The sequence below is a fragment of the Haloarcula sp. MBLA0138 genome (assembly GCF_055632455.1).
In genome coordinates, this window is sequence record NZ_CM145746.1 from 556,096 (window position 1) to 578,981 (window position 22,886).

General features: G+C 70.2%; 28 protein-coding genes. 13 read left to right on the plus strand and 15 right to left on the minus strand.

From position 1 onward, the window contains the following. Window positions 1-60: 60 nt before the first annotated feature. Complete coding sequence (locus ACV7JO_RS02825) at window positions 61-762, minus strand: SOS response-associated peptidase (protein ID WP_470354825.1); 702 nt, start codon at window positions 760-762, stop codon at window positions 61-63. Between the two features lie 83 nt (window positions 763-845). On the opposite strand from ACV7JO_RS02825, the gene ACV7JO_RS02830 reads away from it, so the two are divergent. From ACV7JO_RS02830 to ACV7JO_RS02860, 7 genes are all read left to right on the plus strand, one after another. Then, window positions 846-1,730, plus strand: coding sequence for an aldo/keto reductase (locus tag ACV7JO_RS02830; protein ID WP_470354826.1), 885 nt, complete (start codon window positions 846-848; stop codon window positions 1,728-1,730). Further along, the gene (locus ACV7JO_RS02835; RefSeq protein ID WP_470354827.1) at window positions 1,730-2,458 is read left to right on the plus strand and encodes a class I SAM-dependent methyltransferase; all 729 of its coding nucleotides are present in this window, start codon (window positions 1,730-1,732) and stop codon (window positions 2,456-2,458) included. The genes ACV7JO_RS02830 and ACV7JO_RS02835 overlap by 1 nt, the downstream gene beginning before the upstream one ends. A gap of 33 nt (window positions 2,459-2,491) precedes the next feature. Continuing rightward, complete coding sequence (locus ACV7JO_RS02840) at window positions 2,492-2,887, plus strand: hypothetical protein (protein ID WP_470354828.1); 396 nt, start codon at window positions 2,492-2,494, stop codon at window positions 2,885-2,887. Window positions 2,888-2,889: 2 nt separating this feature from the next. Continuing rightward, complete coding sequence (locus ACV7JO_RS02845) at window positions 2,890-3,279, plus strand: gamma-glutamylcyclotransferase family protein (RefSeq protein WP_470354829.1); 390 nt, start codon at window positions 2,890-2,892, stop codon at window positions 3,277-3,279. 50 nt (window positions 3,280-3,329) lie between these two features. Beyond that, window positions 3,330-4,562 (plus strand): ornithine cyclodeaminase, nickel-pincer nucleotide-dependent, encoded by a 1,233-nt coding sequence (locus ACV7JO_RS02850; protein WP_470354830.1) that lies wholly within the window; start codon window positions 3,330-3,332, stop codon window positions 4,560-4,562. Between the two features lie 57 nt (window positions 4,563-4,619). Further along, a complete protein-coding gene (locus tag ACV7JO_RS02855) occupies window positions 4,620-5,042 on the plus strand; it encodes a hypothetical protein (RefSeq protein WP_470354831.1) in 423 nt (140 codons plus the stop codon). Between the two features lie 77 nt (window positions 5,043-5,119). Further along, window positions 5,120-5,929 carry a hypothetical protein gene (locus ACV7JO_RS02860; RefSeq protein WP_470354832.1) on the plus strand — a complete coding sequence of 270 codons (810 nt, stop codon included), beginning with the start codon at window positions 5,120-5,122 and terminating at the stop codon, window positions 5,927-5,929. 27 nt (window positions 5,930-5,956) lie between these two features. Here ACV7JO_RS02860 and ACV7JO_RS02865 read toward each other — a convergent pair whose 3' ends face one another. Next, window positions 5,957-6,229 (minus strand): DUF7553 family protein, encoded by a 273-nt coding sequence (locus tag ACV7JO_RS02865; RefSeq protein WP_470354833.1) that lies wholly within the window; start codon window positions 6,227-6,229, stop codon window positions 5,957-5,959. 154 nt (window positions 6,230-6,383) lie between these two features. On the opposite strand from ACV7JO_RS02865, the gene ACV7JO_RS02870 reads away from it, so the two are divergent. Next, complete coding sequence (locus ACV7JO_RS02870; RefSeq protein WP_470354834.1) at window positions 6,384-6,635, plus strand: DUF7127 family protein; 252 nt, start codon at window positions 6,384-6,386, stop codon at window positions 6,633-6,635. A 73-nt stretch (window positions 6,636-6,708) separates the two neighbouring features. Here the strand turns inward: ACV7JO_RS02870 and ACV7JO_RS02875 are convergent, their stop codons facing one another. Further along, on the minus strand, window positions 6,709-7,812 hold the full coding sequence (locus tag ACV7JO_RS02875) for an NADH:flavin oxidoreductase/NADH oxidase (RefSeq protein WP_470354835.1): 1,104 nt from the start codon (window positions 7,810-7,812) through the stop codon (window positions 6,709-6,711). A gap of 206 nt (window positions 7,813-8,018) precedes the next feature. On the opposite strand from ACV7JO_RS02875, the gene ACV7JO_RS02880 reads away from it, so the two are divergent. After that, a complete protein-coding gene (locus ACV7JO_RS02880; RefSeq protein ID WP_470354836.1) occupies window positions 8,019-8,228 on the plus strand; it encodes a hypothetical protein in 210 nt (69 codons plus the stop codon). 46 nt (window positions 8,229-8,274) lie between these two features. Here the strand turns inward: ACV7JO_RS02880 and cruF are convergent, their stop codons facing one another. From cruF to crtD, 3 genes are read right to left on the minus strand one after another with little or no spacing between them, the layout of a single operon-like run. Continuing rightward, the gene (cruF, locus tag ACV7JO_RS02885) at window positions 8,275-9,138 is read right to left on the minus strand and encodes a bisanhydrobacterioruberin hydratase (protein ID WP_470354837.1); all 864 of its coding nucleotides are present in this window, start codon (window positions 9,136-9,138) and stop codon (window positions 8,275-8,277) included. Continuing rightward, window positions 9,131-10,012, minus strand: a complete 882-nt coding sequence (locus tag ACV7JO_RS02890) for a prenyltransferase (RefSeq protein ID WP_470354838.1) — start codon at window positions 10,010-10,012, stop codon at window positions 9,131-9,133. Before ACV7JO_RS02890 ends, cruF begins: the two co-directional genes overlap by 8 nt. Then, entirely contained in the window at window positions 10,012-11,493 is a 1,482-nt protein-coding gene (gene crtD / locus ACV7JO_RS02895; protein ID WP_470354839.1) for a carotenoid 3,4-desaturase, read from the minus strand. Before crtD ends, ACV7JO_RS02890 begins: the two co-directional genes overlap by 1 nt. Before the next feature lie 130 nt (window positions 11,494-11,623). On the opposite strand from crtD, the gene ACV7JO_RS02900 reads away from it, so the two are divergent. From ACV7JO_RS02900 to ACV7JO_RS02910, 3 genes are all read left to right on the plus strand, one after another. Further along, window positions 11,624-12,496 (plus strand): ZIP family metal transporter, encoded by an 873-nt coding sequence (locus tag ACV7JO_RS02900; protein WP_470354840.1) that lies wholly within the window; start codon window positions 11,624-11,626, stop codon window positions 12,494-12,496. Between the two features lie 120 nt (window positions 12,497-12,616). Then, a complete protein-coding gene (locus ACV7JO_RS02905; protein WP_470354841.1) occupies window positions 12,617-13,405 on the plus strand; it encodes a CAP domain-containing protein in 789 nt (262 codons plus the stop codon). 202 nt (window positions 13,406-13,607) lie between these two features. Next, window positions 13,608-14,255 carry a hypothetical protein gene (locus tag ACV7JO_RS02910; protein WP_470354842.1) on the plus strand — a complete coding sequence of 216 codons (648 nt, stop codon included), beginning with the start codon at window positions 13,608-13,610 and terminating at the stop codon, window positions 14,253-14,255. A 9-nt stretch (window positions 14,256-14,264) separates the two neighbouring features. Here ACV7JO_RS02910 and ACV7JO_RS02915 read toward each other — a convergent pair whose 3' ends face one another. The 8 genes from ACV7JO_RS02915 to ACV7JO_RS02950 form a co-directional block, all read right to left on the minus strand. Next, window positions 14,265-15,488: a glycosyltransferase family 2 protein gene (locus tag ACV7JO_RS02915; RefSeq protein WP_470354843.1), complete on the minus strand. Its 1,224-nt coding sequence runs from the start codon at window positions 15,486-15,488 to the stop codon at window positions 14,265-14,267. 1 nt (window position 15,489) lies between these two features. Continuing rightward, window positions 15,490-15,645: a hypothetical protein gene (locus ACV7JO_RS02920; protein ID WP_470354844.1), complete on the minus strand. Its 156-nt coding sequence runs from the start codon at window positions 15,643-15,645 to the stop codon at window positions 15,490-15,492. Between the two features lie 199 nt (window positions 15,646-15,844). Continuing rightward, a complete protein-coding gene (locus ACV7JO_RS02925) occupies window positions 15,845-16,036 on the minus strand; it encodes a hypothetical protein (protein WP_470354845.1) in 192 nt (63 codons plus the stop codon). Window positions 16,037-16,195: 159 nt separating this feature from the next. Further along, complete coding sequence (locus ACV7JO_RS02930) at window positions 16,196-16,519, minus strand: transcription factor S (RefSeq protein ID WP_470354846.1); 324 nt, start codon at window positions 16,517-16,519, stop codon at window positions 16,196-16,198. Between the two features lie 32 nt (window positions 16,520-16,551). Beyond that, on the minus strand, window positions 16,552-17,148 hold the full coding sequence (locus ACV7JO_RS02935; protein ID WP_470354847.1) for a DUF8135 domain-containing protein: 597 nt from the start codon (window positions 17,146-17,148) through the stop codon (window positions 16,552-16,554). Next, the gene (locus tag ACV7JO_RS02940; RefSeq protein WP_470354848.1) at window positions 17,141-18,022 is read right to left on the minus strand and encodes a hypothetical protein; all 882 of its coding nucleotides are present in this window, start codon (window positions 18,020-18,022) and stop codon (window positions 17,141-17,143) included. The genes ACV7JO_RS02935 and ACV7JO_RS02940 overlap by 8 nt, the downstream gene beginning before the upstream one ends. 106 nt (window positions 18,023-18,128) lie before the next feature. After that, window positions 18,129-18,965: an RAD55 family ATPase gene (locus tag ACV7JO_RS02945; protein ID WP_470354849.1), complete on the minus strand. Its 837-nt coding sequence runs from the start codon at window positions 18,963-18,965 to the stop codon at window positions 18,129-18,131. A gap of 45 nt (window positions 18,966-19,010) precedes the next feature. Continuing rightward, window positions 19,011-19,976, minus strand: coding sequence for a beta-ribofuranosylaminobenzene 5'-phosphate synthase family protein (locus ACV7JO_RS02950; RefSeq protein WP_470354850.1), 966 nt, complete (start codon window positions 19,974-19,976; stop codon window positions 19,011-19,013). Between the two features lie 123 nt (window positions 19,977-20,099). Here ACV7JO_RS02950 and ilvD point away from each other — a divergent pair, with 123 nt between their 5' ends. Then, a complete protein-coding gene (ilvD, locus tag ACV7JO_RS02955) occupies window positions 20,100-21,827 on the plus strand; it encodes a dihydroxy-acid dehydratase (RefSeq protein ID WP_470354851.1) in 1,728 nt (575 codons plus the stop codon). 19 nt (window positions 21,828-21,846) lie between these two features. On the opposite strand, the gene ACV7JO_RS02960 is transcribed toward ilvD, so the two are convergent. Next, window positions 21,847-22,839 (minus strand): mechanosensitive ion channel family protein, encoded by a 993-nt coding sequence (locus tag ACV7JO_RS02960; RefSeq protein WP_470354852.1) that lies wholly within the window; start codon window positions 22,837-22,839, stop codon window positions 21,847-21,849. Between the last annotated feature and the right edge of the window lie 47 nt (window positions 22,840-22,886).

Consider the following 22,886-nt stretch of genomic DNA (forward strand, 5'->3'; position numbering starts at 1 on the left):
CGACGTTGCCGGTCGTCGGGGATACGCTCCGACCCCGAAAACTGCGGGTCCGTTTGGCCGCTACGCGTCGACGGGCTCGACGATTTCGGGCGAGTCGTTGCTGGGGTCGTTGACCGCCGTCGACACCGGGTAGGCCCGCATCTCGCCGTCGTAGGGGTCCAGCAGGGCACCGGCCGCGTCCGTGTCGCCGTGGAGCCACGTCGCCTCTTCGTCGGGGTCCAACACGACCGCCATCCGGTGATGGAGGTCCGCGACCGTCTCGTTGGGCTCGGTCGTGACGACCGTGAACGTCTCGACCACGTCGTCGCCGTCGTCGGCGTCGCCGTTCGAGCCGAACTCGCCCAGCCCGGTCTGGCGCTGTGGGGGCTCCCACCGCTCGTAGAGGCCGGCCATGGCGAAGAGGTCGTCGTCGGGTAGGGCCACGCGGTACGGCTGTTTCCCGCCGTCGGCCGCGACCCACTCGTAGAAGCCGTCACACGGGACGAGACAGCGCCGCGACTCGTAGGCGTCGGCGAACGACCCCGTCTCGGCGAGCGTCTCCGCGCGGGCGTTGATGTGGCCGTGGTCGCGCCGGTCGTCGGCCCACGACGGCACCAGTCCCCACTCCATGCGCTGGATGGTGTCGTCGTCGGCGTTCGTGACGACCGGGAGCGACTGGCTCGGCGCGGCGTTGTACCGCGGCTCGAACGCGAAGTCGAAGGCGGCGTCGAACCGGGCCTCGATGTCGGCGGGCGGGGCGAACAGGCTGTAGCGGCCGCACATACCAGACCGGAGGGGGCGAGCGAGTAAAAACCCGTCAGTGCGTCGCATCAACGGTTAACCGTCGGCAGCCCTCACAGGAGGATATGGAGACCCGACCGCTCGGCGACACCGGACAGGAGAGTACCGTGGCGACGTTCGGTGCCATCGCGCTCAACTGGCTCGAACAGGAGGGCGCGAACCAGATGGTCGAACACGTCCTCGACTGCGGCGTCAACCACTTCGACGTTGCGCCCACCTACGGCGACGCCGAACTCAAGCTCGGCCCGAAGCTCCGCCAGCACCGCGACGAGATATTCCTCGGCTGCAAGACCCAAGCCCGTGACTACGAGGGGGCCAAGCGAAAACTGGAGCGGTCGCTGGACCGGCTCGGCGTCGACACCATCGACCTCTATCAGGTCCACGGGCTGGAGTACGACCACGAACTCGACGAGCTAACCGCCGACGACGGCGCGCTCCGGGCGTTCCGGGAGGCCCGCGACGAGGGGACAGTCGACCACATCGGGCTGACGAGCCACGCCGACCCCGGGCTGATTCTGGACGCCGTGGACCGCATCGACGACTTGGAGACGCTGATGTTCCCGCTGAACCCCGTCGTCGCCGGGAAGTCCGGCGACGAGTACGACTACGAGCGCGTCCTCGAACGCGCCGACAGCGAGGGTATCGGCACGCTCGGCATCAAAGCCTTTGCCGGCGGCTCGTGGCCGCCGACCGACGAGCTACCCGAGGACGACCGGCCCTACGCGAACTGGTACCGGCCCGTCGACCGGCCCGAGGAGATACGCGACCGCTTCGACTTCGCCGCCGCGCAGGGGCTGTCGACAGTCGTCACGCCCGGCGACCCGAAGCTCGTCTCGATGGTACTCGACGCCGCCCGGCGCTACGACGGGATGGACGCCGCGACCCAGCGCTCGCTCGTCGAACACCACCGCCGCGACGACAGCCCGGTTCCCGAACAGCTCCACCACTGATGGAGCCGCCGGCGACGGTGACGACCGCGCTCGCCGACCAGCCCGTCGCGGGTACGACTTGTCTGGAGGCCGGGGCCGGCGTCGGGAAGGCGACGGCGGGCCTGCTCGCGGCCGGCGCGGCCCGCGTCTACGCCGTCACGGACGACCCCGACCACGCCGCGACCGTCCGCGACCGCGTCGGCCCGACCGACCGTTGCTCGGTCGTCCGCGCCGACCTCCGGGCGACGCCGCTGCCCGCCGACAGCGTCGACCTCGTCACCGCCCACGCGCTGTGTAACCGGCTCGACCCCGCCGCGCTCGCGGCCGTCCTCGACGAACTGACCCGCGTCGCCCGCCCCGGCGCGGTGCTGGTCCTCGACGACTACGCACCCCTGCCCGACGACGCCGCCGTCGCCGACCTGTTCGCCGTCGCCGACGCGGCCAGCGCGCTCGCCCGCGGCACGCCACACCAGACGTTCTACCCCGTCGACGCGCTTCGCCGAGCGGTCGAGGGCCGGGGCTGGCGCTTCGAGCGCGAGCGGACGCTGCTGGACCCCGTGCCGTGGACCGCGACGCACCTGCGGGCACACGCCGACGCGGTCCGCGAGCTGACCGCCGACCTGTCGCCCGCCGTTGCGGCCCCGCTCCGGGAGCGCGCCGACGCCGTCGCCGACCGAATCGGCTCCGAGCGCGCCGGCCGGATGTACGGGCTGGCGTTTCGGCTGTCCGACGACCGCCCGCGAATTTAAGCGCCAGTGCGCCCTACCCTACGGCGAGTCGACATGACGGCCGACCCCTCGTTCGCGATACCGGCCCGACCCGAGCGGCGCTTCCCCCACGGCGGCGGCGTCGAGTACGAGGGCGGGACGACGTTCCGACTGCAGCCCGAGGGTGCGGACGGCCCCGCGACCGGGGTCCTCGCCGACGCCGTCACGGCCGTGTTGGCAGAGGGGCCGTACCGATACGGGGACTTCCACGACCTGCCGATGCCGCTGTGGCTCGTCCGCGACGAGGAGACGGCCGACGTGTTCCGCGTGTCGGTGCGGGACGGCACCGTCCGCCTGCACGTCCTGCCGACGACCGAATCCGACGGACTCCAGCGCTTCTTCGACCGGCTCCGGTCGGCCGCGCCGGCCGACGGAGCGTGGACCGTCGACCGGCGCGTCGAGGAGGAGTGACCGTGGAGGCGTTCGTCTACGGGACGCTGACCGACCCCGGGACGGTCCGGACCGTCCTCGACGACTTCGAGTTCGCGGGGCCGGCGACACTCACGGGGCTTCACCGCGTCGACGGACGGTACCCGACGCTCGCGCCCGGCGGTCGCGTCGAGGGACGACTGTTGCGGACGCCCGACGCGGCCGCGCTCGACGAGTACGAGGGCGTCGACCGCGACCTCTACGTCCGTGTCTCGCTCCCGGTCGCCGACGCCGCGGCGAGCGAGACGGTCGCGTGTTACGTCGGCGACCCCGCCGCGCTCGGGGCACACGCCGAGTGGCCCGGTGACGGCGAGTTCGCGGCGCGCGTCGAGCGCTACTGCCGGACCGAAGCCGTCGCCGTCAGGCGGCGCTGAGGCCGGCGGGACCCAAAACCGTCTTACCCGGGACCCTCCATTCTCCCCGCATGACCGTCTCCCGCGAGGTAGAACTGGAGGGCCACATCATCGACTCCGGGATGATGCAGTCGAGTTTCGGCGTCATCATGGACATGGGTGGCTCCTTCTCCGTCGAGGAGTTCGACATCGGCCGCCGCAAGGACGAGGTGTCCTACGCCCGCCTGCTCGTCGAGGCCGACGACGAGGAGACGCTGCAGTCTATCGTCCACGAACTCCACCAGAACGGCGCGAACCCCGCCGACCCGAAGGACGCGACGCTGGAACCCGCACCCGACGACAGAGTCGTCCCCTACGGCTTCTACTCGACGACGAACCACCCGACGTTCATCCGCTACGACGGCGAGTGGCTGGCCGTCGAGGACATCGAGATGGACTGTGCCGTCGTGGTCGAGGACGGTGACGACGGCCCCCGTGCCTACACGAAGGTCCTCAACGCCGTCGAGGACGGCGACAGAATCGTGACCGGCGAGACGGGCATCAAGGTCGAACCGCCCGAGCGGCCCCGCGACTCCAGTGGCGCATTCGGCTTCATGCAGGGGGGCGTCTCCGCCGAGCGCCCCTCGGAGTCGACCATCGAGAAGATAGCGACGGCCATCGAGGAGACCCAGGCCGAGGGCGGCAAGATACTCGCGGTCTGTGGCCCGGCGCTCATCCACTCCGGGGCCCGCGAGGACCTCGCGCGGCTGGTCGGCGAGGGGTACGTCGACATGCTCTCGGCGGGCAACGGCTTCGCAGTCCACGACATCGAGCGGGACATCTACGGCACGTCGCTGGGCGTCGACACCGAGACGCTGGACCACGCCCGCCACGGCCACAAACACCACATCTACACCATCAGCGAGGTCATCCGTGAGGGCAGCATCGAGGCCGCCGTCGAGTCGGGCACCATCGAGTCCGGCGTCATGTACGAGTGTGTCACCAACGACCGTCCGTTCGTGCTGGCGGGCTCTATCCGCGACGACGGCCCCCTGCCCGACACCATCACCGACGCCGTCGAGGCCCAGAACGCCATCCGCGAGCAGGCCCACGAGGCCGACTTGGTGCTGATGCTCTCGACCCTGTTGCACTCGGTCGCGGTCGGCAACTGCCTCCCGTCGACGACGCGGGTCGTCTGTGTCGACATCAATCCCTCGACGGTGACACAACTGCTCGACCGCGGCTCCGCGCAGGCGGTCGGGATGGTCACCGACATCGGGACGTTCGTGCCGATGCTGGCCGAGAAGCTGGTCGACGGGGAGTAGGTCCGTTTCGCCATCCGGCGAGGAAAACTTATACCCGACGCGACCGCACGGCGGGGCGTGTACCGACGCACGGTCCTCGCAAGCGCGGCGGCGGCCCTCGCCGGGTGTACGGTCGCGCCGAGTCCCCCCTCCAGCGAGTCGTACCCGGCGACGACGCCCAACGTCTTCCTGTCGTTCGAGTGGCTGCCCGAGCGTGGCGGCTACACGGTCCGATTCGACCGCGGGAACCGACTCACGGCCGCCAACACGGAGTCACTCGCCGTCATCACCGACGACGCCGACGGCCGGACGGTGTGGGTGAGCCAGCGGGACGACGACGACCCGGCCGCGTCGTTCCCACTGGAGCCCGGCGCGAGCGTGTTCCATCCCACCGGCGAGCGGGCGGCGCTGAGCGTCGCGTGGTGGTCGGCCGACGGCGACAGCAGTGCCCGCGTCGCCGGGCACGAACCGGCGACGCCGACCGGGGGTGACGGGGCCTGAAGCGACGCACCCTGCTGGGGTCGGTCGGGGCCGGCCTCGCGCTCGCCGGCGGCTGGACCGGGACCCGGCTCGCGGACGTGCGCCCCTACGACCCGGACCCGCCGTCGGGGGAGACGCCCCGCGAACGCATCGTCGACGCGGCCCGCTACCGCCACGCCGCCGACCACCGCGCGACGACGACGGTCGCGGTGACCGACGACCCCGGCGCGGAGACCCCCTACGACGCCGCCCACTACCGGCAGTGGCACGAACACTCCCGGTACCGCCACACCCACGCGATTACGACGACGGCGGCACCGGACCGGCCGTCGCCGCCGCCGTTCCCGGGCCTTCTCGGGTTGCTCCACTGGGACGGCGTCGTCGACGGGCCGCTCCCGACGGCGTCGACGCTGTTTCTCACTGACGGGGAACTCGTGTCGAGTTGGGACGCGCGGCCGACGGACCTCGACGAGCGCCCGGCCTTCGGCGACGACCCGCATCAGCGGGCGGCCACCGGCGGGGACGGGTCGCCGATGTTCAGCGAGTTCGTCCGCCCCCACCGGGCGTCGTGGGACCGCGTCGGCGAGCGCGACGGGCGGGTGACGTACGAGATGACGGGCGCGGACGGCTACGCGCAGGTCGTCCCGCTGGGCCCCCACGTCGCGGGCGTCCGGCCCGGGTCGCGCGTCCGCGTCACCCTCGACGAGGGCGGACGGTTGCGCCACGTTCGGGACGACCGGCGGGTGACTGTCAGGCCCGAGGACGGCGACGAGTGGGAACTGGGCTACCGCATCGAGACGGTCGTCGACGAGTACGGGACGGTGACCGCGCCCCGGCCGACCGGTAACGTCGAGGTGTCGATGGGGTCGCTGCTCAGGAGCGCGCTGGCCGACCTCCGACGGTACTGAGGACGGCAGTGTCGCACGGCGGGAGAATCAGACGCCGTCGAGGTCGCTCCGGTACTCGTTGATGCTGTCGTTGGCGGCGTCGATGGCGTCGGCCACGTCCGCGCCGTCGCCGTCGGCGAGGTCGTGCAGTGCGCTCTGGATGCGGGCCAGCCGGCCGTGGTCCGGGCCCTCGTCGGCCGTCGAGAGGCGGCCGAGTTGGTCGGCCAGTTCCCCGAGGCGCTCGCCGGCCGCGTCGCTCGCGGTGTCTTCGGCCGCCGATTCGAGTTCGTCGCTCGCGGTCGCGAGTTCGTCGCGTGCCATACGCGTTGGTTCAGCCACGGGCACAAAACGGTTCTGTCATCGCCCACGGCAGGGCGGTCACCGGGTCGACGGTGTCGGCGCGTCGCCGAGTCCGACGGGGATTCGGCGTGTGCCAACCGGTGATACAGGACGGTCCCGACCCAACCGTTCGGTGATGGACACCACGACCGAGGAGAGCCCGCTGCACGTCTCGCGCACCGACACCGCCGACGGGTGGACCGTCGCCGTCGACCTCGGCGACCTGTCGGTCACCGACGACGCCGTGACCGTCGAGGTCGTCGACGGGGCGGCCATCGTCGCCGTCGACGACCCGCGGTGGCAGACCGAGTTCGACCTCGACCTCCCCGGGCCGGACCCTGCCGTGACGCGCAACAACGGCGTGGTCGTTTTCGACTCCCGGGCGTAGCCGCGCCCGCCGGCCCTCCCACGACGGTCCGGTTGCACCGCTCACGCCCGCCGCGTCTCACACGGCGGCGGGGTCAGAACCCCCACGCCCGCCGGTACTGGACCGGTCCCTCGATTTCGTCGGTCGCGTCGAGCGCCTCGGCGGCCCGCAGCGCGAAGTACGGGTCCCGGAGGTGTTCCCGACCGACGATGGCGAGGTCGGCACGCTCGTTGGCGACGACGGCCTCGGCTTGCTCGGGGGTCGTGATGCCGCCGACCGCGCCGACGGCGACATCGGCGTCGGTCTCCGCGCGAATCCGCTCGGCGTAGCGTAGTTGGTAGTTCGGGCCGTCGTAGTCCGGTCGGGAGTCGGGGGCGATAGCGCCGCCGCTGACGTCTATCAGGTCCGCGCCGACCGCGGCCAGCCGGTCGGCCAGCCGCACGGAGTCGTCGACGGTCCACGACTCGCGGTCGGGGAGCCAGTCGGTCGCCGAGATGCGGACGAACACGGGCTTGTCGTCGGGCCAGACCTCCCGGACTGCGGCGGTGACTTCGCGGGCCAGCCGGCTCCGGCCCTCGAAGTCGCCGCCGTAGTCGTCCTCGCGGCCGTTGGTCACCGGCGAGAGGAACTCGTGGATGAGGTAGCCGTGTGCGGCGTGGACCTCCGCGACCTCGAAGCCGGCCGAGCGCGCGCGGCGGGCGGCCGTCCGAAACGAGTCGACGACCGACTCGATGCCGGCCTCGTCGAGTCGCGCCGTCGGCGGCGCGTCGCCGTCGGGGTAGGGCCACGGGTCCGCGCTCGGGGCGACGACCTCCCACCCACCTTCGTCGGGGCCCAGCGGGTCGTGACCCTCCCACGGGCGCGAGGTAGACGCCTTCCGGCCGGCGTGGGCCAGTTGGATGCCGGGCACCCCGCCCTGCTCCCGGACGAACTCGGTGATTGGTTCCAGCGCCGCCGCGTGCTCGTCGCTCCAGATACCGAGGTCCTCCGGCGTGATGCGCCCGCGGGGCTCGACGGCGGTGGCCTCTGTCAGCACGAGACCGGCCCCGCCGACGGCGCGCGAGCCCAGATGAGTCCGGTGCCAGTCGGTCGCCAGTCCGTCCCGGTCGTCACAGGAGTACTGGCACATCGGTGAGACGGTCACGCGGTTGGGAATCGTCGTTTCGCGGAGCTCCAACGGGGAGAACAGCGCAGTCATCGGCGTCGATTGGTCGCGGAGACGCATAACCGCAGGGACGAACGGCGGCGTTGCCGGAAGCGACGCGAGCGCGGGTCGGTTCCGAGGCCGCCGAGGCGCGGTCGACGCCACAGAATAGAGGGGATGATACGGGGGCGGTTTGAACGGTACAGGAACGCTAGCGCGGTTTCAGTAGCTTCTTGTGGAACGAGTTCTGGCGGCAACGTATGGCATCGACAACGCTCGGAACGCTCGATGAATTGCTCGAAGGTGCCCTGACGGAGGTGGAGGATTCGGACACGCAGTACAAACTCCGGAACGCCCGCCAGCTCGTCGCCGTCATCGAGCAGCGACACCACGCGGTCAATCAGTCCGTCGAGCAGGTCGTCGACGACAACGTCGTCGAAACGCTCCGTGACCTCGGCTACGTCGAGTGACCGGCGGACCGCCGACGGCCGGGCGCGGAACCCACCGCCCGCGCGCTCACCGCAACACGACGCCGCCGACCCGGGTCTCCGAGAGGTCGAAGTCGAAGCGGTCGGTCCACAGCAGGCCCGCACCCAGCAGGCCCGCGAGCGCGACCGGGAGCCAGTTGCCGTACACGGCGTTGATACCGCCCCACAGGAGGACGAAGCTCACGAGGTCGTCGAGCATGAACTCACACTCGGCGAGGCGGCGGCGCAGGCCGGCCCGGTCGAACCCCCAGTCGAACAGCGCGACGGCGACGGTCCCCGAGAGGAGCCAGCCGGCGTAGTTCTGCCACGGGACGCCGTAGAACTGCTGGAGTTCGTACTCCCAGAAGCCGATGGCGACCGCGCCGGGGTCCAACACGAGGTCGACGAGCATGACCGTCGCCAGCGTCGCCAGCAGGCGAAGCGGCGCGCTGTCGGCTCGCCGGCCCAGCAACAGGAGGACGAGCAGGTAGGCGTTGAGGACCAGCGGGAAGAAGAAGACGGGGAGGGCGACGGGTACCTCGCCGAACAGCATCGGGCCGAGGTCGACGCCGTAGGCGAACTCGCCGTAGGGCCAGCCGGTCCGGACGCCGACGAGTTCGATGGCGTAGGAGTAGGCGGTCAGCGCGACGAGGGCGACGGTCGCCCGGCGGTCGAGCAGGGGCGCGACGCCGGCGACGAGCGGCAGGCGCATCACCAGCGTTCCGAAAAGCACCAGCGCGGGGTTGAACGCGAGCCACGGCGGCAGCGCGAACCGCGCGCTGGCGAGCAGCGTCGCCGCGCCGACCAGCGGGAAGACGACGGAGATAGTGAAGCGGTGTTCGCGGACCAGCGCGTCGAGGCGCTCGGTCGCCGCGGCGCGGCCCTCGGGGACCCACGCGCTCGGCTCAGCCATACAGCATCACCCACAGCCCCAACATGGTGAACACCGTCCCGACGGCGGTGTTGACGACCGGATACCACCAGTAGGCCTCCTCGACGTCGACGCCGAGCCCGAGGATGCCGAAGACGAGGACGGGGTAGACGAGCAGGAGCAGGCCGAAGGCCCAGTGGACGTAGGTGAAGGCAAACGCCGCCAGCAGCCAGCACGCCGCGCAGTAGTAGTAGGCGTTGTCGCCGAGGACGGTCGCCGTCGTCCGGATGCCGGCCTCGCGGTCGGGTTCGATGTCCGGGATGGCCGAGAACGTGTGCATCCCCATCGTCCAGAGCCACGCGCCGACGACGGCCCCGGTCGGCGGGGCGGTCCCCGCGAGGGCGGCGTAGGCCACCACGCCCGGCAGGACGTACAGGCCGTTCGACAGCGAGTCGAGGAAGGGCGTGGTCTTGAACCGCAGCGGCGGGGCGGAGTACTCCACCGAGAGGACGGCCCACGCGGCGAGCGCGGCGACGCCCAGCGGCGGGAGGAAGGGGACGAAGGCCGCCGACAGGAGGCCGCTGGCCCCGACGACGGCGGCGACGGTCCGGCCGCCCCGGAAGCTGACCTCCCGGCCCTCGTCTTTCTTGGGGTTGTGTTCGTCCACGTCGGCGTCGAAGACGTCGTTGACGCCGTAGAGGAAGACGTTCGCCGGGACGACGAAGTAGAGGAATAGGGCCACCGACAGCGGCGAGAACAGCGCCGCTGGCGAGTCGGCGGCGTACGCGACGGCCACGACGACCGGGCCGCCCTGATACAGCCAGAACCGCGGCCGCGAGAGCCGGAGGAGATAGCCCACCAGCGACTCCTCCGGGGGGAGGACGGCCGCGAGGCGGTCGGTCGGGAGTTCGGGCATCAGTCGTCGGCGACGCGCTGGGCGGTGTGTTCGCCGCTGATGAGACACATCGGGACGCCGACGCCGGGCGTGGTAAAGGAGCCCGTGAAGTAGAGGCCGTCGACGGCCGACGAGCGGTTGTTCGGGCGCAGGAGCGCGGTCTGGCGCAGCGTGTGCGCGAGGCCGAGCGCGGTCCCCTCGGTGGCGTTGTACCGCTCGCCGAAGTCGGAGACGGCGAACTGTTCCTCGAAGACGATGCGGTCGCGCAGGTCGACGCCCGTGTTGTCGGCGATGTCGGCGAGTATCTTCTCGCGGTACCGCTCGCGAACGCCCTCGTCGTCGTGTAAGCCGGGCGCGACCGGGACGAGCACGAACAGGTTCGAGTGGCCCTCGGGCGCGACGGTGTCGTCGGTCTCGGAGGGGACACAGAGGTAGTAGGCCGGTTCGTCGGGCCACGCCGGCTCCTCGAAGATGTCGCCGAAGTGGGGTTCCCAGTCCTCCGGCAGGACGAGCGTGTGGTGAGCCAGCGGGTCCACGTCGCCCTCGACGCCCAAGTACATGAGGTAGGCGGAGGGGGCGTAGGTCCGCTCGTCCCAGTAGTCGGCGTCGTACTGGCGCTCGTGTTCGGGCAACAGTTCCTGTTCGGCGTGGGCGTAGTCGGCGTTGACGACCACGCGGTCCGGACGCTCGACGGTCCCGTCGACGGTCTCGACGTGGAAGCCGCGCTTGCGCCGGGTAATCTCGTCGACTTCGGCGTCGGTGACGTACTCGACGCCGAGTTCTTCGCCCAACTCGACGAGGCCGTCGACGACGGCTCCCATCCCGCCCTCGGGGTAGTAGACGCCGAGGTTGAAGTCGACGTGGCTCATCATGTTGTACAGCGCCGGCGTGTTCCGCGGGGACCCGCCGAGGAAGACCAGCGTGTACTGCATTATCTGCTGGAGCTTCGGGTGCTGGAAGTAGTCCTCGACGTGGCCCTGCATCGACCCGAGCAGTTGGAGGCCGATGGGCGCGGCCGTCAACACGTCGAGGTCGACCCAGTCCCGCAGGCGCGAGCGGTCCTCGTAGACGAACTTCTCCATAGCCGTCTCGTAGTGGCGCTCGCTGGTGGCGAGATACTCGTCGAAGGCCTCGCCCGCGCCGGGTTCGTACGACTCGAAGACCTCGCGCATCTCGTCGTGGTCGCCGGTCACGTCCAGCCGGTCGCCGTCCTTGAAGAAGATTCGGTAGTGGGGGTCGAGACGCTGCAGGTCGTAGTAGTCGCCGGGCTCGCGGTCGAAGTGGGCGAAGAACCGCTCGAACACGTCGGGCATCAGGTACCACGACGGTCCCATATCGAAGCGGAAGCCGTCGGCTTCGAGCCGGGAGGCGCGCCCGCCCAACTGCTCGTTTTTCTCCAGCAGGCGGACGCTCGCGCCCTCGTCGGCCAGAAAGCAGGCCGCCGAGAGCCCCCCGAAGCCGCCACCGACGACAGTCACGTCAGTTCCGGACAGCGAACTCATTACCAGCGACTCCGGCCGGGACGGGCATAAATGGGAAGCCAAACTCAGTGGGTGTGCGAACGTCGGCCACGGCCCCGTCGGGAGTCCGTGACCGACGGACTTATTAGCAACACTTCGCTTGTAGTAGCCAATGGCTGTTAATCGAATATCTTATTTTAACAACCTTGGGGGATACTCACTCCTCGGTCTCGTCAGCGTGGTCGCCCTGCTGGGGCTCTCGGCCCTCGCCGCGACGGCGGGGGCGACGAAGGTGCTGGCTATCTCGTGGGTCGCGTTCGCGGCGATGGGGCTGGGAGCGCTGCTGGGCGCGCGGGCGACACGGACCAGTCCCCACCGACTCGTCTGGGGGTACGGCCTCGCCAGCGGCGCGATGGTCACCTCCGCGGCGATGTTCCTCGTGCCCCAAGCGATGGGGCTGGGGACCGCCGCCGGGACGGCCCGACTCGGCGGTATCGGCATCGCGGCCGGCATCGTCGCCGGCTACGGGAGCCACACCGTCGGTCACCGCCTGACCCACGTCGACACCGGGTTCGACACGACGACGGCCGCCATCACCGCCCACGCGCTGTCGGCCGGTCTCATCATCGGGTTGGTGTACGCCTCGATGCCGACGCTCGGTCTGTTGCTGGGGCTGGCTATCGTCTCGCACAAGGGACCGGCGGGCTACGCCGCCGCCAGACGCCTCGGCCGCGAGGGCAAATCCGCGACCGCGTTGCTCCTGCCGGCCGCCGGCGTCGGCCTGACAGCCATCCCGTCGACGCTCCTGCCGGTCCCGCAGTCCGGCGTCGCCAACGCCCTCGTCTTCGGGTTCGCGGCCGGTATCTTCCTCCACGTGGCGATGGACTTCCTCCCCAACTGCGAGGCCGGCAGCGAGATAGACGAGGTCTGTTCGCTCCACGAGCGCTCCCACGATATGCTGGACGAACTCCGCACCCACGCCGTCGGCTCGACGGTCGCGGGCGCGGTCGCCGTCGTCCTCGCGTGGGTCGTCGTCGCGCCGTAGTCTCGACGACGCACACGCCGTCATCGCGTTCTAGCGGGCGTCTAAGGCCTATCAAATGGCTATTACTGCGACGGGGCGATACACAAAGCATTTAATTCCAGTTTCAGTAACCCGCATCTAATGGGGGCGTGTGACCGGTGCGGGGAACGACGAGAGTTCCTCTACGAGTGCCGACTCTGTGGCCGCCGGTTCTGTGACCGCCACGACGCGCCCGACGAACACGACTGTGCGGCGCTCGGGAACGTCACCGCGCACGACCGAGTCGACGAGCGCCCGAACGGGGCGACCGGGTCGGGGTGGCGACGCCGTCTCACGGGGGTCTCCGGTGCCACCCTCCTGCTCGCCGCCGTCGCGGTCTTGCTCGCCACTGCGGGGAGTGCGGTCTGGTTCCCGACGGACGGCGGTCTCCGACAGGAGGTCCCGATTCGGACGGCCGACGGCGGGAACGCGACCGGCCCGTCGGCCCCGAACACGACCCGCCCGTCGGCCCCGAACACGACCCGCGTCGAGCGCCTCGTCCACGAACACGCGAACCAGCGGCGACGGGCGGCGGGCGCGAGTGCGCTGACGTACGACCGCGCCGTGGCGGCGGTCGCGGCGAACCACTCCCGGTCGATGGCGGCCGCCGAGCGAGCGGCCCACGACCTGCCGGCCCGGAGTCCGCTCGCCGGTCGGTTCGCCCCTCTCGAAGACGCGTGTCCGGCCCGTGGCGAGATAGTTCAGTACGTCCGGTACGACTCCGGTCGGGTCGAGAGCGCAGAGACGCTCGCGCGTCGAATCGTGGACAACTGGGACCGGTCGACCCGCCACCGGGCGTTTCTCCGTCGCCCCGGGTGGACCGCCCACGGCGTGGGCGTCGCCGTTCGGAACCGGACTGTCTACGTGACGCAGGTGACCTGCGGGCCGTGACCATGACGTACTCGACCACGGAATCAGCTGTGATTCTGCGCGCGCCAGGGTTTTCCCCGACTGTCGACGACTGCCGTCGTGTCGCGTTCGGACGGCGGTCCGGGCCGGTCGCGCTGACCCACCGGCGCGGTCAGCGACCGACGACGCCGTGGACCGCCCACGCGAGACGCTATCGACGCCGAGCCACGGAGGTACTGAGAAGATGAGCGACAATGACGACGGGACACGATTCAGTCGCAGAGCGCTGTTGAAAGTTGCGGGGCTGCTGGGAACGTCGGCGGGCGTCTCCGCGCTGTTCGGCGAGGAGGTCGTCGAGGTCGGCGCGGACGACAGCGACCGGACAGACACCACGTCGTTTGGCTACGGCGGCACGCCGGTCACCCAGACGAGCGCACCGGAGACGGCGGGCTCGGAAGCCACGCCGCTGGTCACCGGCGCGGTGACCCGGACGGCCACCGAAGTGACGACCCGGCCGCGGGCCGAGACGGCTACACCGACGACGACAGCCGCCTCAACGGAGGACGAGACGGCCACGCCAACGGACGGAGCATCCACCGCGACGGCGACCACTACCGACCCGCCGAGCGCGGCTCCCGCGGGCGGGGGCGGCCCAGCCGGTGGTGGCGCGAGCGGTGGCGGAACGGGAGGTAGCGGTGGCGGCGGGACGGGAAGCGGTGCGGGCGGCAACAGCGGAACCGGTGGCTCGGAGCCGTCGGCGACCGCGACGCCGACCGCTACCCAAACGGCTACGCCAACGCCGACCGACTCTCGCCCGGTCGTGACGAGCGACGCCCGTGAGCGGCCCCACTTCGGGACGCAGGGCTACGGCGAGTTCGAATACGGCGGCTGAGACGACGGCTCAGCTGTCCGTCCGCTGCCCGATGAGGCCGAGGTAGAAGGCGTTGAAGACGGTCTGGAGCCCGAACCCGACGCTGGCGGCGGCGAGGACGGTCCACTGCACCCCCGGCGGGGTCGCTGCCCCGACCGACGCGACGAGACCGTATCCGAAGTACCCCGCGCCCGCGACCGTCGCGAGGACGCCCAGCGACGCCCACCCCTCCAGCGAGAAGTTGCGTCGGAGCGTCCGCGTGATGGGGTCCCGAGGCTCCCGTATCGGGTCGCCGGCGACGGAACTGAAAAGCGCCAGCGTGGCGGCCTGATAACCGAGTCCGGCGAGCGTGACGCCGCCGACGAGCGTCTGGAGGCCGAACGCGACCGGGCCGACCTGCACGCCGGTCAGCGACAGCACCGCGACGGCCACTCCGAGGACGCCCAAAACGAACGCGGGAACGGAGAAGATGTACCCCGGCGCGTTCGTCGCCATGAACTTCACGTGTCGCCACCCGTCGGTGAAGCTCTCCAGCGTCGCGTCGCCAATCCGCTCGTGGTACGTTATCGGCTTCTCTTCGATGCGCATATCGCGGGCCGCGGCGTCCATTATCATCTCGCTCGCGAACTCCATCCCACCGGTTTCGAGGGCGAGTTCATCGAGGGCGTCGGCGGTGAGGACCCGCATACCGCTGTGGGCGTCGCTGACGCCGGCGTCGTAGAACGCGTTCAGGAACCGCGTCAACAGCGGATTGCCGACGTACTGGTGGAGCGCCGGCATCGCCCCGGGCCTGATGTCGCCGTCGAGGCGGCTCCCGAGGACCATGTCGGCGTCGCGCTCGACCGCGATTTCGAGCAGCGCCGGGAGTTCGCTGAAGTCGTAGGTCGTGTCCGCGTCGCCGATGGCGACGAAGTCGCCGCGGACGCGCTCGAAGGCGTACTTGTACGCGTTTCCGTAGCCGCTCGCGTCGGGTTCGACGACTATCGCGCCCCGTTCCCGGGCGATGTCGGGCGTCCGGTCGGTCGAACTGTCGCTGACGAGGATCTCCGTCGTGACGCCGATCTCCGCGACGGCGTCTTTCACCATGTCGATACAGACCTCGACGCCCTTCTCCTCGTTCAGCGTCGGGAGTACGACGCTCAGTACGGGGTCGACATCGCTGTCCCGGCCGACGATGAGGTGGTCCGGGTCCGCGGTCGTCTCGACCGTGGCCGGGCCGCTGGGCTGGAGTCGTTCGGTGAGCTCGGTCGCCATCTCAGGGAGTCGGCGTCGGCGGTGATTCCGCCTGCGTTATCGGGGTCTCGCCACAGTCGATGCAGATGTACTCCTCGTCGACGGTCGTGACGACAGGTGAGTTGCACTCGATACACTTGATGGACGCCGCGCGGGTTGCTTTCGGGTAGTTCGGCAATTTTATTCACTCCGTTAGTAACTTCAATTTTGTAGTACACAGACAAAATACTTTTGCCTGTAAGAGAATTAATACGTATGGCTGTTCGGGTGAACGTTGATAGCGTGTCGCTACCGAGCAGCGGCGATACCGGCGGCAAAAAGCGGTCGGAGCCGAGCGGACGGACCGAAATCCCACCCCCGACGCGACGGGACGGGGCCTACGGATGGAGCGAGACCGACCGGCCGACGGCGTCGCCGATACGCTTCCCGACCGCCCGGACCGAGGCGGCCCGGCCGCGGATTGCCTCGGCTGCCGACCCGAGCGTCAGCGCGAGGACGTAGACGGCAGCGAGGCCGGCGATGGTCAGGACAGTCCAGAGGAACCGGGCGCGAGCAGCTATCTGTGACATGTGTACACGCCCGCCAGAAGCGTATATAACTATTCGCTCCCGATTATCAAACGCTGAATTAACGACGCTGATAGCGAGACGACGTGGTATCGCTACGTCGGTGTCTGTGACAGGGGTATTCGCTCGCTGTCGGCGGGTAATGTGCCCCGTTCTGTGGGTTCAGTTGTACTCGCGCCACCGGTGACTGCAGTCTTGGCACTTGAAAAAGCGCGTCGGCGGTTCGTCCGCGGAGCCGGTCTGCTTGATGGTGTACCACGCCTTGCCGTGTCCACACTCCTCGCAGGTCACGTCGTCGGCCGTCGGCTTGCCCTCGAAGTTGGCTCCCTCCTCGGTCTCGATGACGTCGTCGTCGCTTTGCTCGTCGGTCGTGACGAACTCGGCCGCGCGCTCGGCGTCTTTCGTAACCCGTGCGCCGCAGGACTGACAGACCATCTCGTCGCCGTCACCGTGCATCATCGAACCGCAGTCGTCGCAGAACTGCATACGCATGGCTCGCGGGCCCGCGGTCAAAGCCGTTACCCCTCGTCGCCGAGTTCGCGCTGCTGGGCCACCACGGGGCAGTCGAGCAATCGGACCGTCTCCATGTCGAGAAACTCCAGAATCTCGGTCCCCTCGTGCGAACAGCCCACGTCGGGCGGCGGCGAGAAGTGCTCGCACTGCTCGCAGTAGCGGTGTTTCGACACCTCGGCGTATCGGGTCGTCCCCTCGGTCGTCGACGAGTCGCCGCCCTCGGTTATCTCGTCCCAGACTTCGTCGGCGTCCACTTCGCCCACGTCGACGGACTCGAAGGCGCTCTGTGCGCCGCTGAAGGGGTCGCCGCTCCGGTCGCGCATCGAGTCGAAGGGGTCGTCGCTCGGGGCCGTGTCGGCCCCTGCATCGGGTTCGGTCGCGGCGTCGTCCGCAGTCGCGTCGCCCCCGTGCCCGTCGAACTCGCCGAAGGGGTCGACGGCGTCCGTCCCACCAGTGCCGTCGGCATCCGCGCTCTCCCCCTCGTCAGTCGCGTCAGCGGCCTCGTCCGGTCCGTCCTCGAACGCGTCGAAGGGGTCGCCCTCCCGGTCTTCGGGGCCCTCCAAGTGTTCGAAGGGGTCGCCCTCCCGGTCGTCGTCACTCATCTCGCTCGCCCGCTTCCAGTTGGGCCGCGGTCACGAGCCGCGCCTTCTTGCGGAAGAGGCCGCCCTCCGGGCGAACGTCCGAGACGGTCGTATCGCAGTGTGGGCACTTGGGGTCGGTCAGGAGCCCGATTTCGACCTTCTCGCCGCAGTTCTCGCAGCTAGCGCTCGTGATGCTCTCCTGTGCGGCGGCGCGCTTGATTCGGTCGACCGCCTGCTGGTGGGCGTCGCGGCCCCCTTGGTCGTCCCGGAGGTCGTTGACGACCCACGCGACGCGTTTGAGCTTCGTTTCGGTGTCCTCGAGGCGGTCTTCGAGGGCGGCCGCCTCGGCGGACAGGTCCTCGTCGACCTCGCCGACTGTCTCCCGGAGCGACGCCACGTCCTCCGCGAGCGCGTCCACGTCGCGTCCGATCTCGCCGATGCGGGCGAACTCCTCGTGGCCGTGATCGGCGGCCGCCTTGCCGTCGAGTTCGCGCTTCAGTTGGACGACGCGCTCGCGGACGTCCTCTATCTTGCCTTGGAAGTCGGTTTCGAGTTCCGTGAACCGGCCGTCCAGTCGACTCTCGACCGCCTCGGCGATGTCGGGGAGCCGGTCGCCGACGGCGGCTCCGACGGCGTCGTCGACGACCGCCGGGTCGGCGCTCCCGGCTCCGTCGAGTTTGGTCTCGACCGTCTCCTCGACGGCCGTCTCGATACCGAGCGCGTCGGCGACGCCGTCGTCGTCGAGGTCGCCGGCGGCGCGATACGACGCCAGCAGCTGGCGGACGACCTCGTCTCGGGACACTCCCAACGCGGCCGCCCGCTCGTCGAGCCACTCGTCCAGCCCACCGGACAACTCGACGGTTACCACGCCCTCGTCGGTCGACTCGCTGGCCATCACGCTCTTTTATCCGAACCACACAGTTAAGCGTTTGCCGCCCATTTCAGCCGGTGATACGTCGCTTTCCTAATTTCGCCGCCGACTATCTGGAACGATAGCGACCTCACCGGATCTTCCGAACGTCGCTGATGTCGAAACCGGCCTCGCCGATCTCCGTCTCGAACTGGACGATATCCTCGTCCTCTATCTGGGGCAACACCCCGCGGAACTGCTTGACGACCAGTGTCCGGGCGCGGGTCGACCCGCCGGCTTCCCACGCGAACCGCATCGTCCCCTGTGCGGCGTCGCTGAGTTGGCCGTGTCGCACGTCGGAGAGCGTCTCGGGGTTGAGATGCAGGAGGATGAGCCCGCCCCAGTCGTGGGCCGCCTTCTGGAGACCGGCGACCAGAAACGAGATGTCGGCCCACTCTATCTCCTCGCCCATCGCGCCGACGAGGCTGGACAGGGAGTCGATGACGACGAGGTTCCCCGGGGCCACGTCGTTGAGCTTCGTCCCCAGCGCCCCCAGCAGGTCGTCGCGCTCGTGGCGCGCCCGGAGGTCCTCGATGCTGGGCGTCCGCTCGGCGTACCACTGCCGGGGAACGGGACTCATGTGGAAGTAGCGCTCGGACATGTCGTGGAACGTGACGGCGCTCATCCCTGCCTCGACCACCTCGTCGTCCATCGCCAGCCGCATCTCGTCGACGAGCTGTGACTCGCTGCTGGTGAAAGAGAGGTAGTGTATCTCCTCGGGGACGACGGCGTCGGCCGATAGCGAGCCGTAGTGGAGGTCGAACAGCTCCGCGTCCGCGTCGTGTAACCCGTTGATGACCGCGCTCGTGTGCATGAACTCCCGGGACCCGGCCCCCGCTTCGCCGGAGAGCAAGACGGTGCTGCCGGCCGGTGCTCCGCCCTTGATGACGGTGTCGAGCTGGCGGACACCGAACGGGATTCGCTCCATACCCCCACTCGCCCGTGCTGTCGCTTAAACGCTTGGCCGCTCGCCTCACTCGGACAGCGACGCGCCGGTGTTGCGCGGCGCGGCGACCCGGACTGTCCCGTCGACGCCGGCGGCCTCCAGCGCCGCGCCCCCGGCGTCCCGGGCCGCGGCGGCGCTGTCGGCGTCGGTCAGCCCCCAAACCGTCGGCCCCCACGATGACTGTCCGGCCCCGGTGACGGCCGGCGCGTCGGCGAGTTCGTCGACGAGCGTTCCGGCCGGCGGGCGGTAGACGCCGCCCTGCTCGTCGGCGTACCACGCGCCGTTGAGGCGGCCGAGCCGCGCGGCGGCCTGCCCGAACTCCCGCCGGTCGCGGGTGGCGACGGCCGGCAGGAGCCGGCGGGTCACCAGCAGCGCTATCTCGTCGGCGATGCCGGGGTCGGCCCGCTCGACGGCCTGTCGCATGCTGCGGTCCTCTGCGCTGCCGCTCTTGCCGGTGTCGGTGTCGGGAACGACGAGCAGGAACCGCCAGTCAGCGGGCACGTCGTGGTGGGCGACGACCGGTGGCACCTCCCAGTCGCCCTCCGCGGGCGGGTCGGCGGTGAACCGCTCCGTGGGGTGGCCGCCGTCGACGGCGAACCCGCCCTGCTCGAAGGTGGCGACGCCGACGCCGCTGCGGCCGCCCCGCCCGAGCCGTGGCGCGTACGTCCGGGCGTCGGCGTAGTCGTCGTGGGCGCGGGCGACGGCCACGAGCGACGCCAGCGCGAGTTGGGTCCCGCTCCCGAGGCCGACGTGGCGCGGGAACCGCTCGCGGACGGTCACCGCGGCCCCGGGGACGCCCAGCGCGTCGACGGCGCGCCGGACGTACGGCGCGGCCGCGTCGTCGCCACACCGAACCTCGTCGGCGGGTTCGGCCTCGACGATTAGCCGTGGCTCGTCGAGCGCGAGGCCGACGCCGCCGTAGAGGCGCTCGTGGGCCAGCGCGAGGTTCTGGAAGCCGAAGTGGAGCCGTGCCGCCGTGGTGACCGTCGCCATCGGCTCGGGGTTGGCCGCCGGCGCGGATGAAACTACTGTCACCGGAGGGTTTCGCCACCCCGATGTGGGTGTCGTTACCGTGACTACAAGTTATTTAAGTTCACCCGTAGCTTTCCTCGGGGTATGAGCAAGCAGGACCGCCGCGAGCGCCCGGAGAAAGACCCTGACTTACGGAGCAACGAAGTCACCGAGGGCGTCGAGAAAGCCCCCCACCGCGCGATGTTCCGCGCGATGGGGTACGACGACGAGGACCTCGCCTCGCCGATGGTCGGCGTGGCCAACCCCGCCGCCGACATCACGCCCTGTAACGTCCACCTCGACGACGTGGCCGACGCCGCCTACGACGGCATCGACGACGCCGGCGGCATGCCCATCGAGTTCGGCACCATCACCATCTCCGACGCCATCTCGATGGGGACCGAGGGGATGAAGGCCTCGCTCATCTCCCGGGAGGTCATCGCCGACTCCGTCGAACTGGTTTCCTTCGGCGAGCGCATGGACGGGCTGGTCACCGTCGGCGGCTGCGACAAGAACATGCCCGGGATGATGATGGCCGCCATCCGGACGGACCTGCCAAGCGTCTTCCTCTACGGCGGCTCCATCATGCCCGGCGAGCACGACGGCCGCGAGGTCACCATCCAGAACGTCTTCGAGGGCGTCGGTGCCGTCGCCGACGGCGAGATGAGCGAGGGCGAACTCGACGAGATGGAGCGCAACGCCTGTCCGGGCGCTGGCTCCTGTGGCGGAATGTTCACCGCCAACACGATGGCCTCAGTCTCCGAGGCGCTTGGCTTCGCGCCCCTCGGCAGCGCCTCCCCGCCGGCCGAGGCCGAGGGCCGCTACGACGTGGCCCGCGAGGCCGGCGAAGTCGCCGTCGACGTGGTCCGCGAGGGCCGTTCCCCCTCCGACTTCCTCTCGCTGGAGTCCTTCGAGAACGCCGTCGCCCTGCAGGTCGCCGTCGGCGGGTCGACCAACGCCGTCCTCCACCTCCTCGCGCTCGCGGCCGAGGCCGACGTGGACCTCGACATCGAGGCGTTCAACGAAATCAGCGCCCGGACGCCGAAAATCGCGGACCTCCAGCCCGGCGGCGAGCGGGTGATGAACGACCTCCACGAGGTCGGCGGCGTCCCGGTCGTCCTGAACGAACTCTACGAGGCCGGCAAGCTCCACGGCGACGCCCTGACCGTGACGGGCAACACGCTGGCCGAGGAACTCGAATCGATGGCCCTGCCCAGCGTCGCCGACCTCGACGCCGAGTTCCTGACCACGGTCGACGACCCCTTCCACGAGCGGGGTGCCATCCGCATCCTCTCGGGGAACCTCGCGCCCGACGGCGCGGTCATCAAGATAACCGGTGCCGACCACCTCCACCACGAGGGCCCCGTCCGCGTCTTCGAGGGCGAGGCCGACGCCATGGCGTACGTCCAAGAGGGCAACGTCGAGAGCGGCGACGCCATCGTCATCCGCAACGAGGGGCCCCGCGGCGGCCCCGGGATGCGCGAGATGCTCGGCGTCACGAGTGCCGTCGCCGGGCAGGGCCACTCCGAGGACGTGGCGCTGCTGACTGACGGCCGCTTCTCCGGTGCGACGCGGGGCTTCTCCATCGGTCACGTCGCCCCCGAGGCGTTCGTCGGCGGCCCCATCGCCGCGCTGGAGGACGGCGACGAGCTCACCATCGACATCGACAACCTCGAACTGTCCGTGGACCTCTCCGACGCGGAAATCGAGCGCCGCCTCGAAGACCACGACCCCGAACCGACCTACGACGACGGCGTGTTGGCGAAGTACCACCGCGACTTCGGTTCGGCGGCCAACGGAGCGGTCACGAACCCCGGCGCGAAGTGGGAGTGACGCCTGCCCACGGGCGGCGTCAGTCGTCCGCGAGGTACGCTGCCACCCGGTCCTGCCCGCCGAAGCCGACGGCGAGACCGACCGCGAGCGCCAGCGCCAGTCCGATGGGGAAGACGGCGGCCACGAGCAACAGACCGAGCAGCGTCGAGTCGACGCCGGCCACGTCCAGCGCGACGACGGCGACGAACAGGTAGACCACGGCCCGGACGCCACCGGCGACCAGCGCGGGGGCGGGGGAGTCGGCGACCGCGTTGACGCCCGCGACGACGCCGCCGGCGTAGTCGGCGACGACGGCCCCGAGGACGGCCAGCGCCAGTGCCCCCACCAATGCCGGCGCGTACGTGACGGCCGCGCCGAGGACAGTGGCGACGGACCCAACCGCGAGCGTAGCGGCGACGACGTACAGCGTCACGAGGTAGAGGTAGTACTCGGCGGCGACACCGGCGAGACGGCCGACCGTTCCGGCGTCGGCGTCGACGGCCCCGCCGAGGTGCGTGCCGGCGAAGGCGTCACCGACCGCCGTCCGACCGACGAGGTCCGGGACGAGCGAGCGGGCGGCGCGGCCGACGCCGGCGCCGACGACCAGCAACACGGCCGCGGCGGCGACGTTTGGCACGTAGCCGATGGCGGCGTCGAGCAGTTCCCGGAACTGTGTGAGGTTCAGGACGCGGAGCGCGGCGACGACGGCGACGGCCCAGACGAGGTACCGTGCCAACCGCCCGGCGGCCGTCGAGACGCCGTCGTCCGCCGCTACGACGGCACTGGCCGGTGTCTCGTCTGCTTTCTCGTCCATCCCGCGGCCGCGGGCCCACCCGGCGACCAGTCGGTCCAGCCGGTCCGCGGCGAGGTAGCCGACGAGGAGGACGAGCGCCGCGAACAGGAGCGTCGGCACCACCCGGAGCGCGAAACTGACGACGCCGGCGATGACGCCCGCCACGACGGCGGCGAGCGCGTCTATCGGTCCGATACCGGTCTGGAGGAGCGCGAGACTCCCCGGTACCTGCGTGAACATACCGTACCGAACAGTTGGCTCCCCACTCTCGTAAATAAATTCGCATA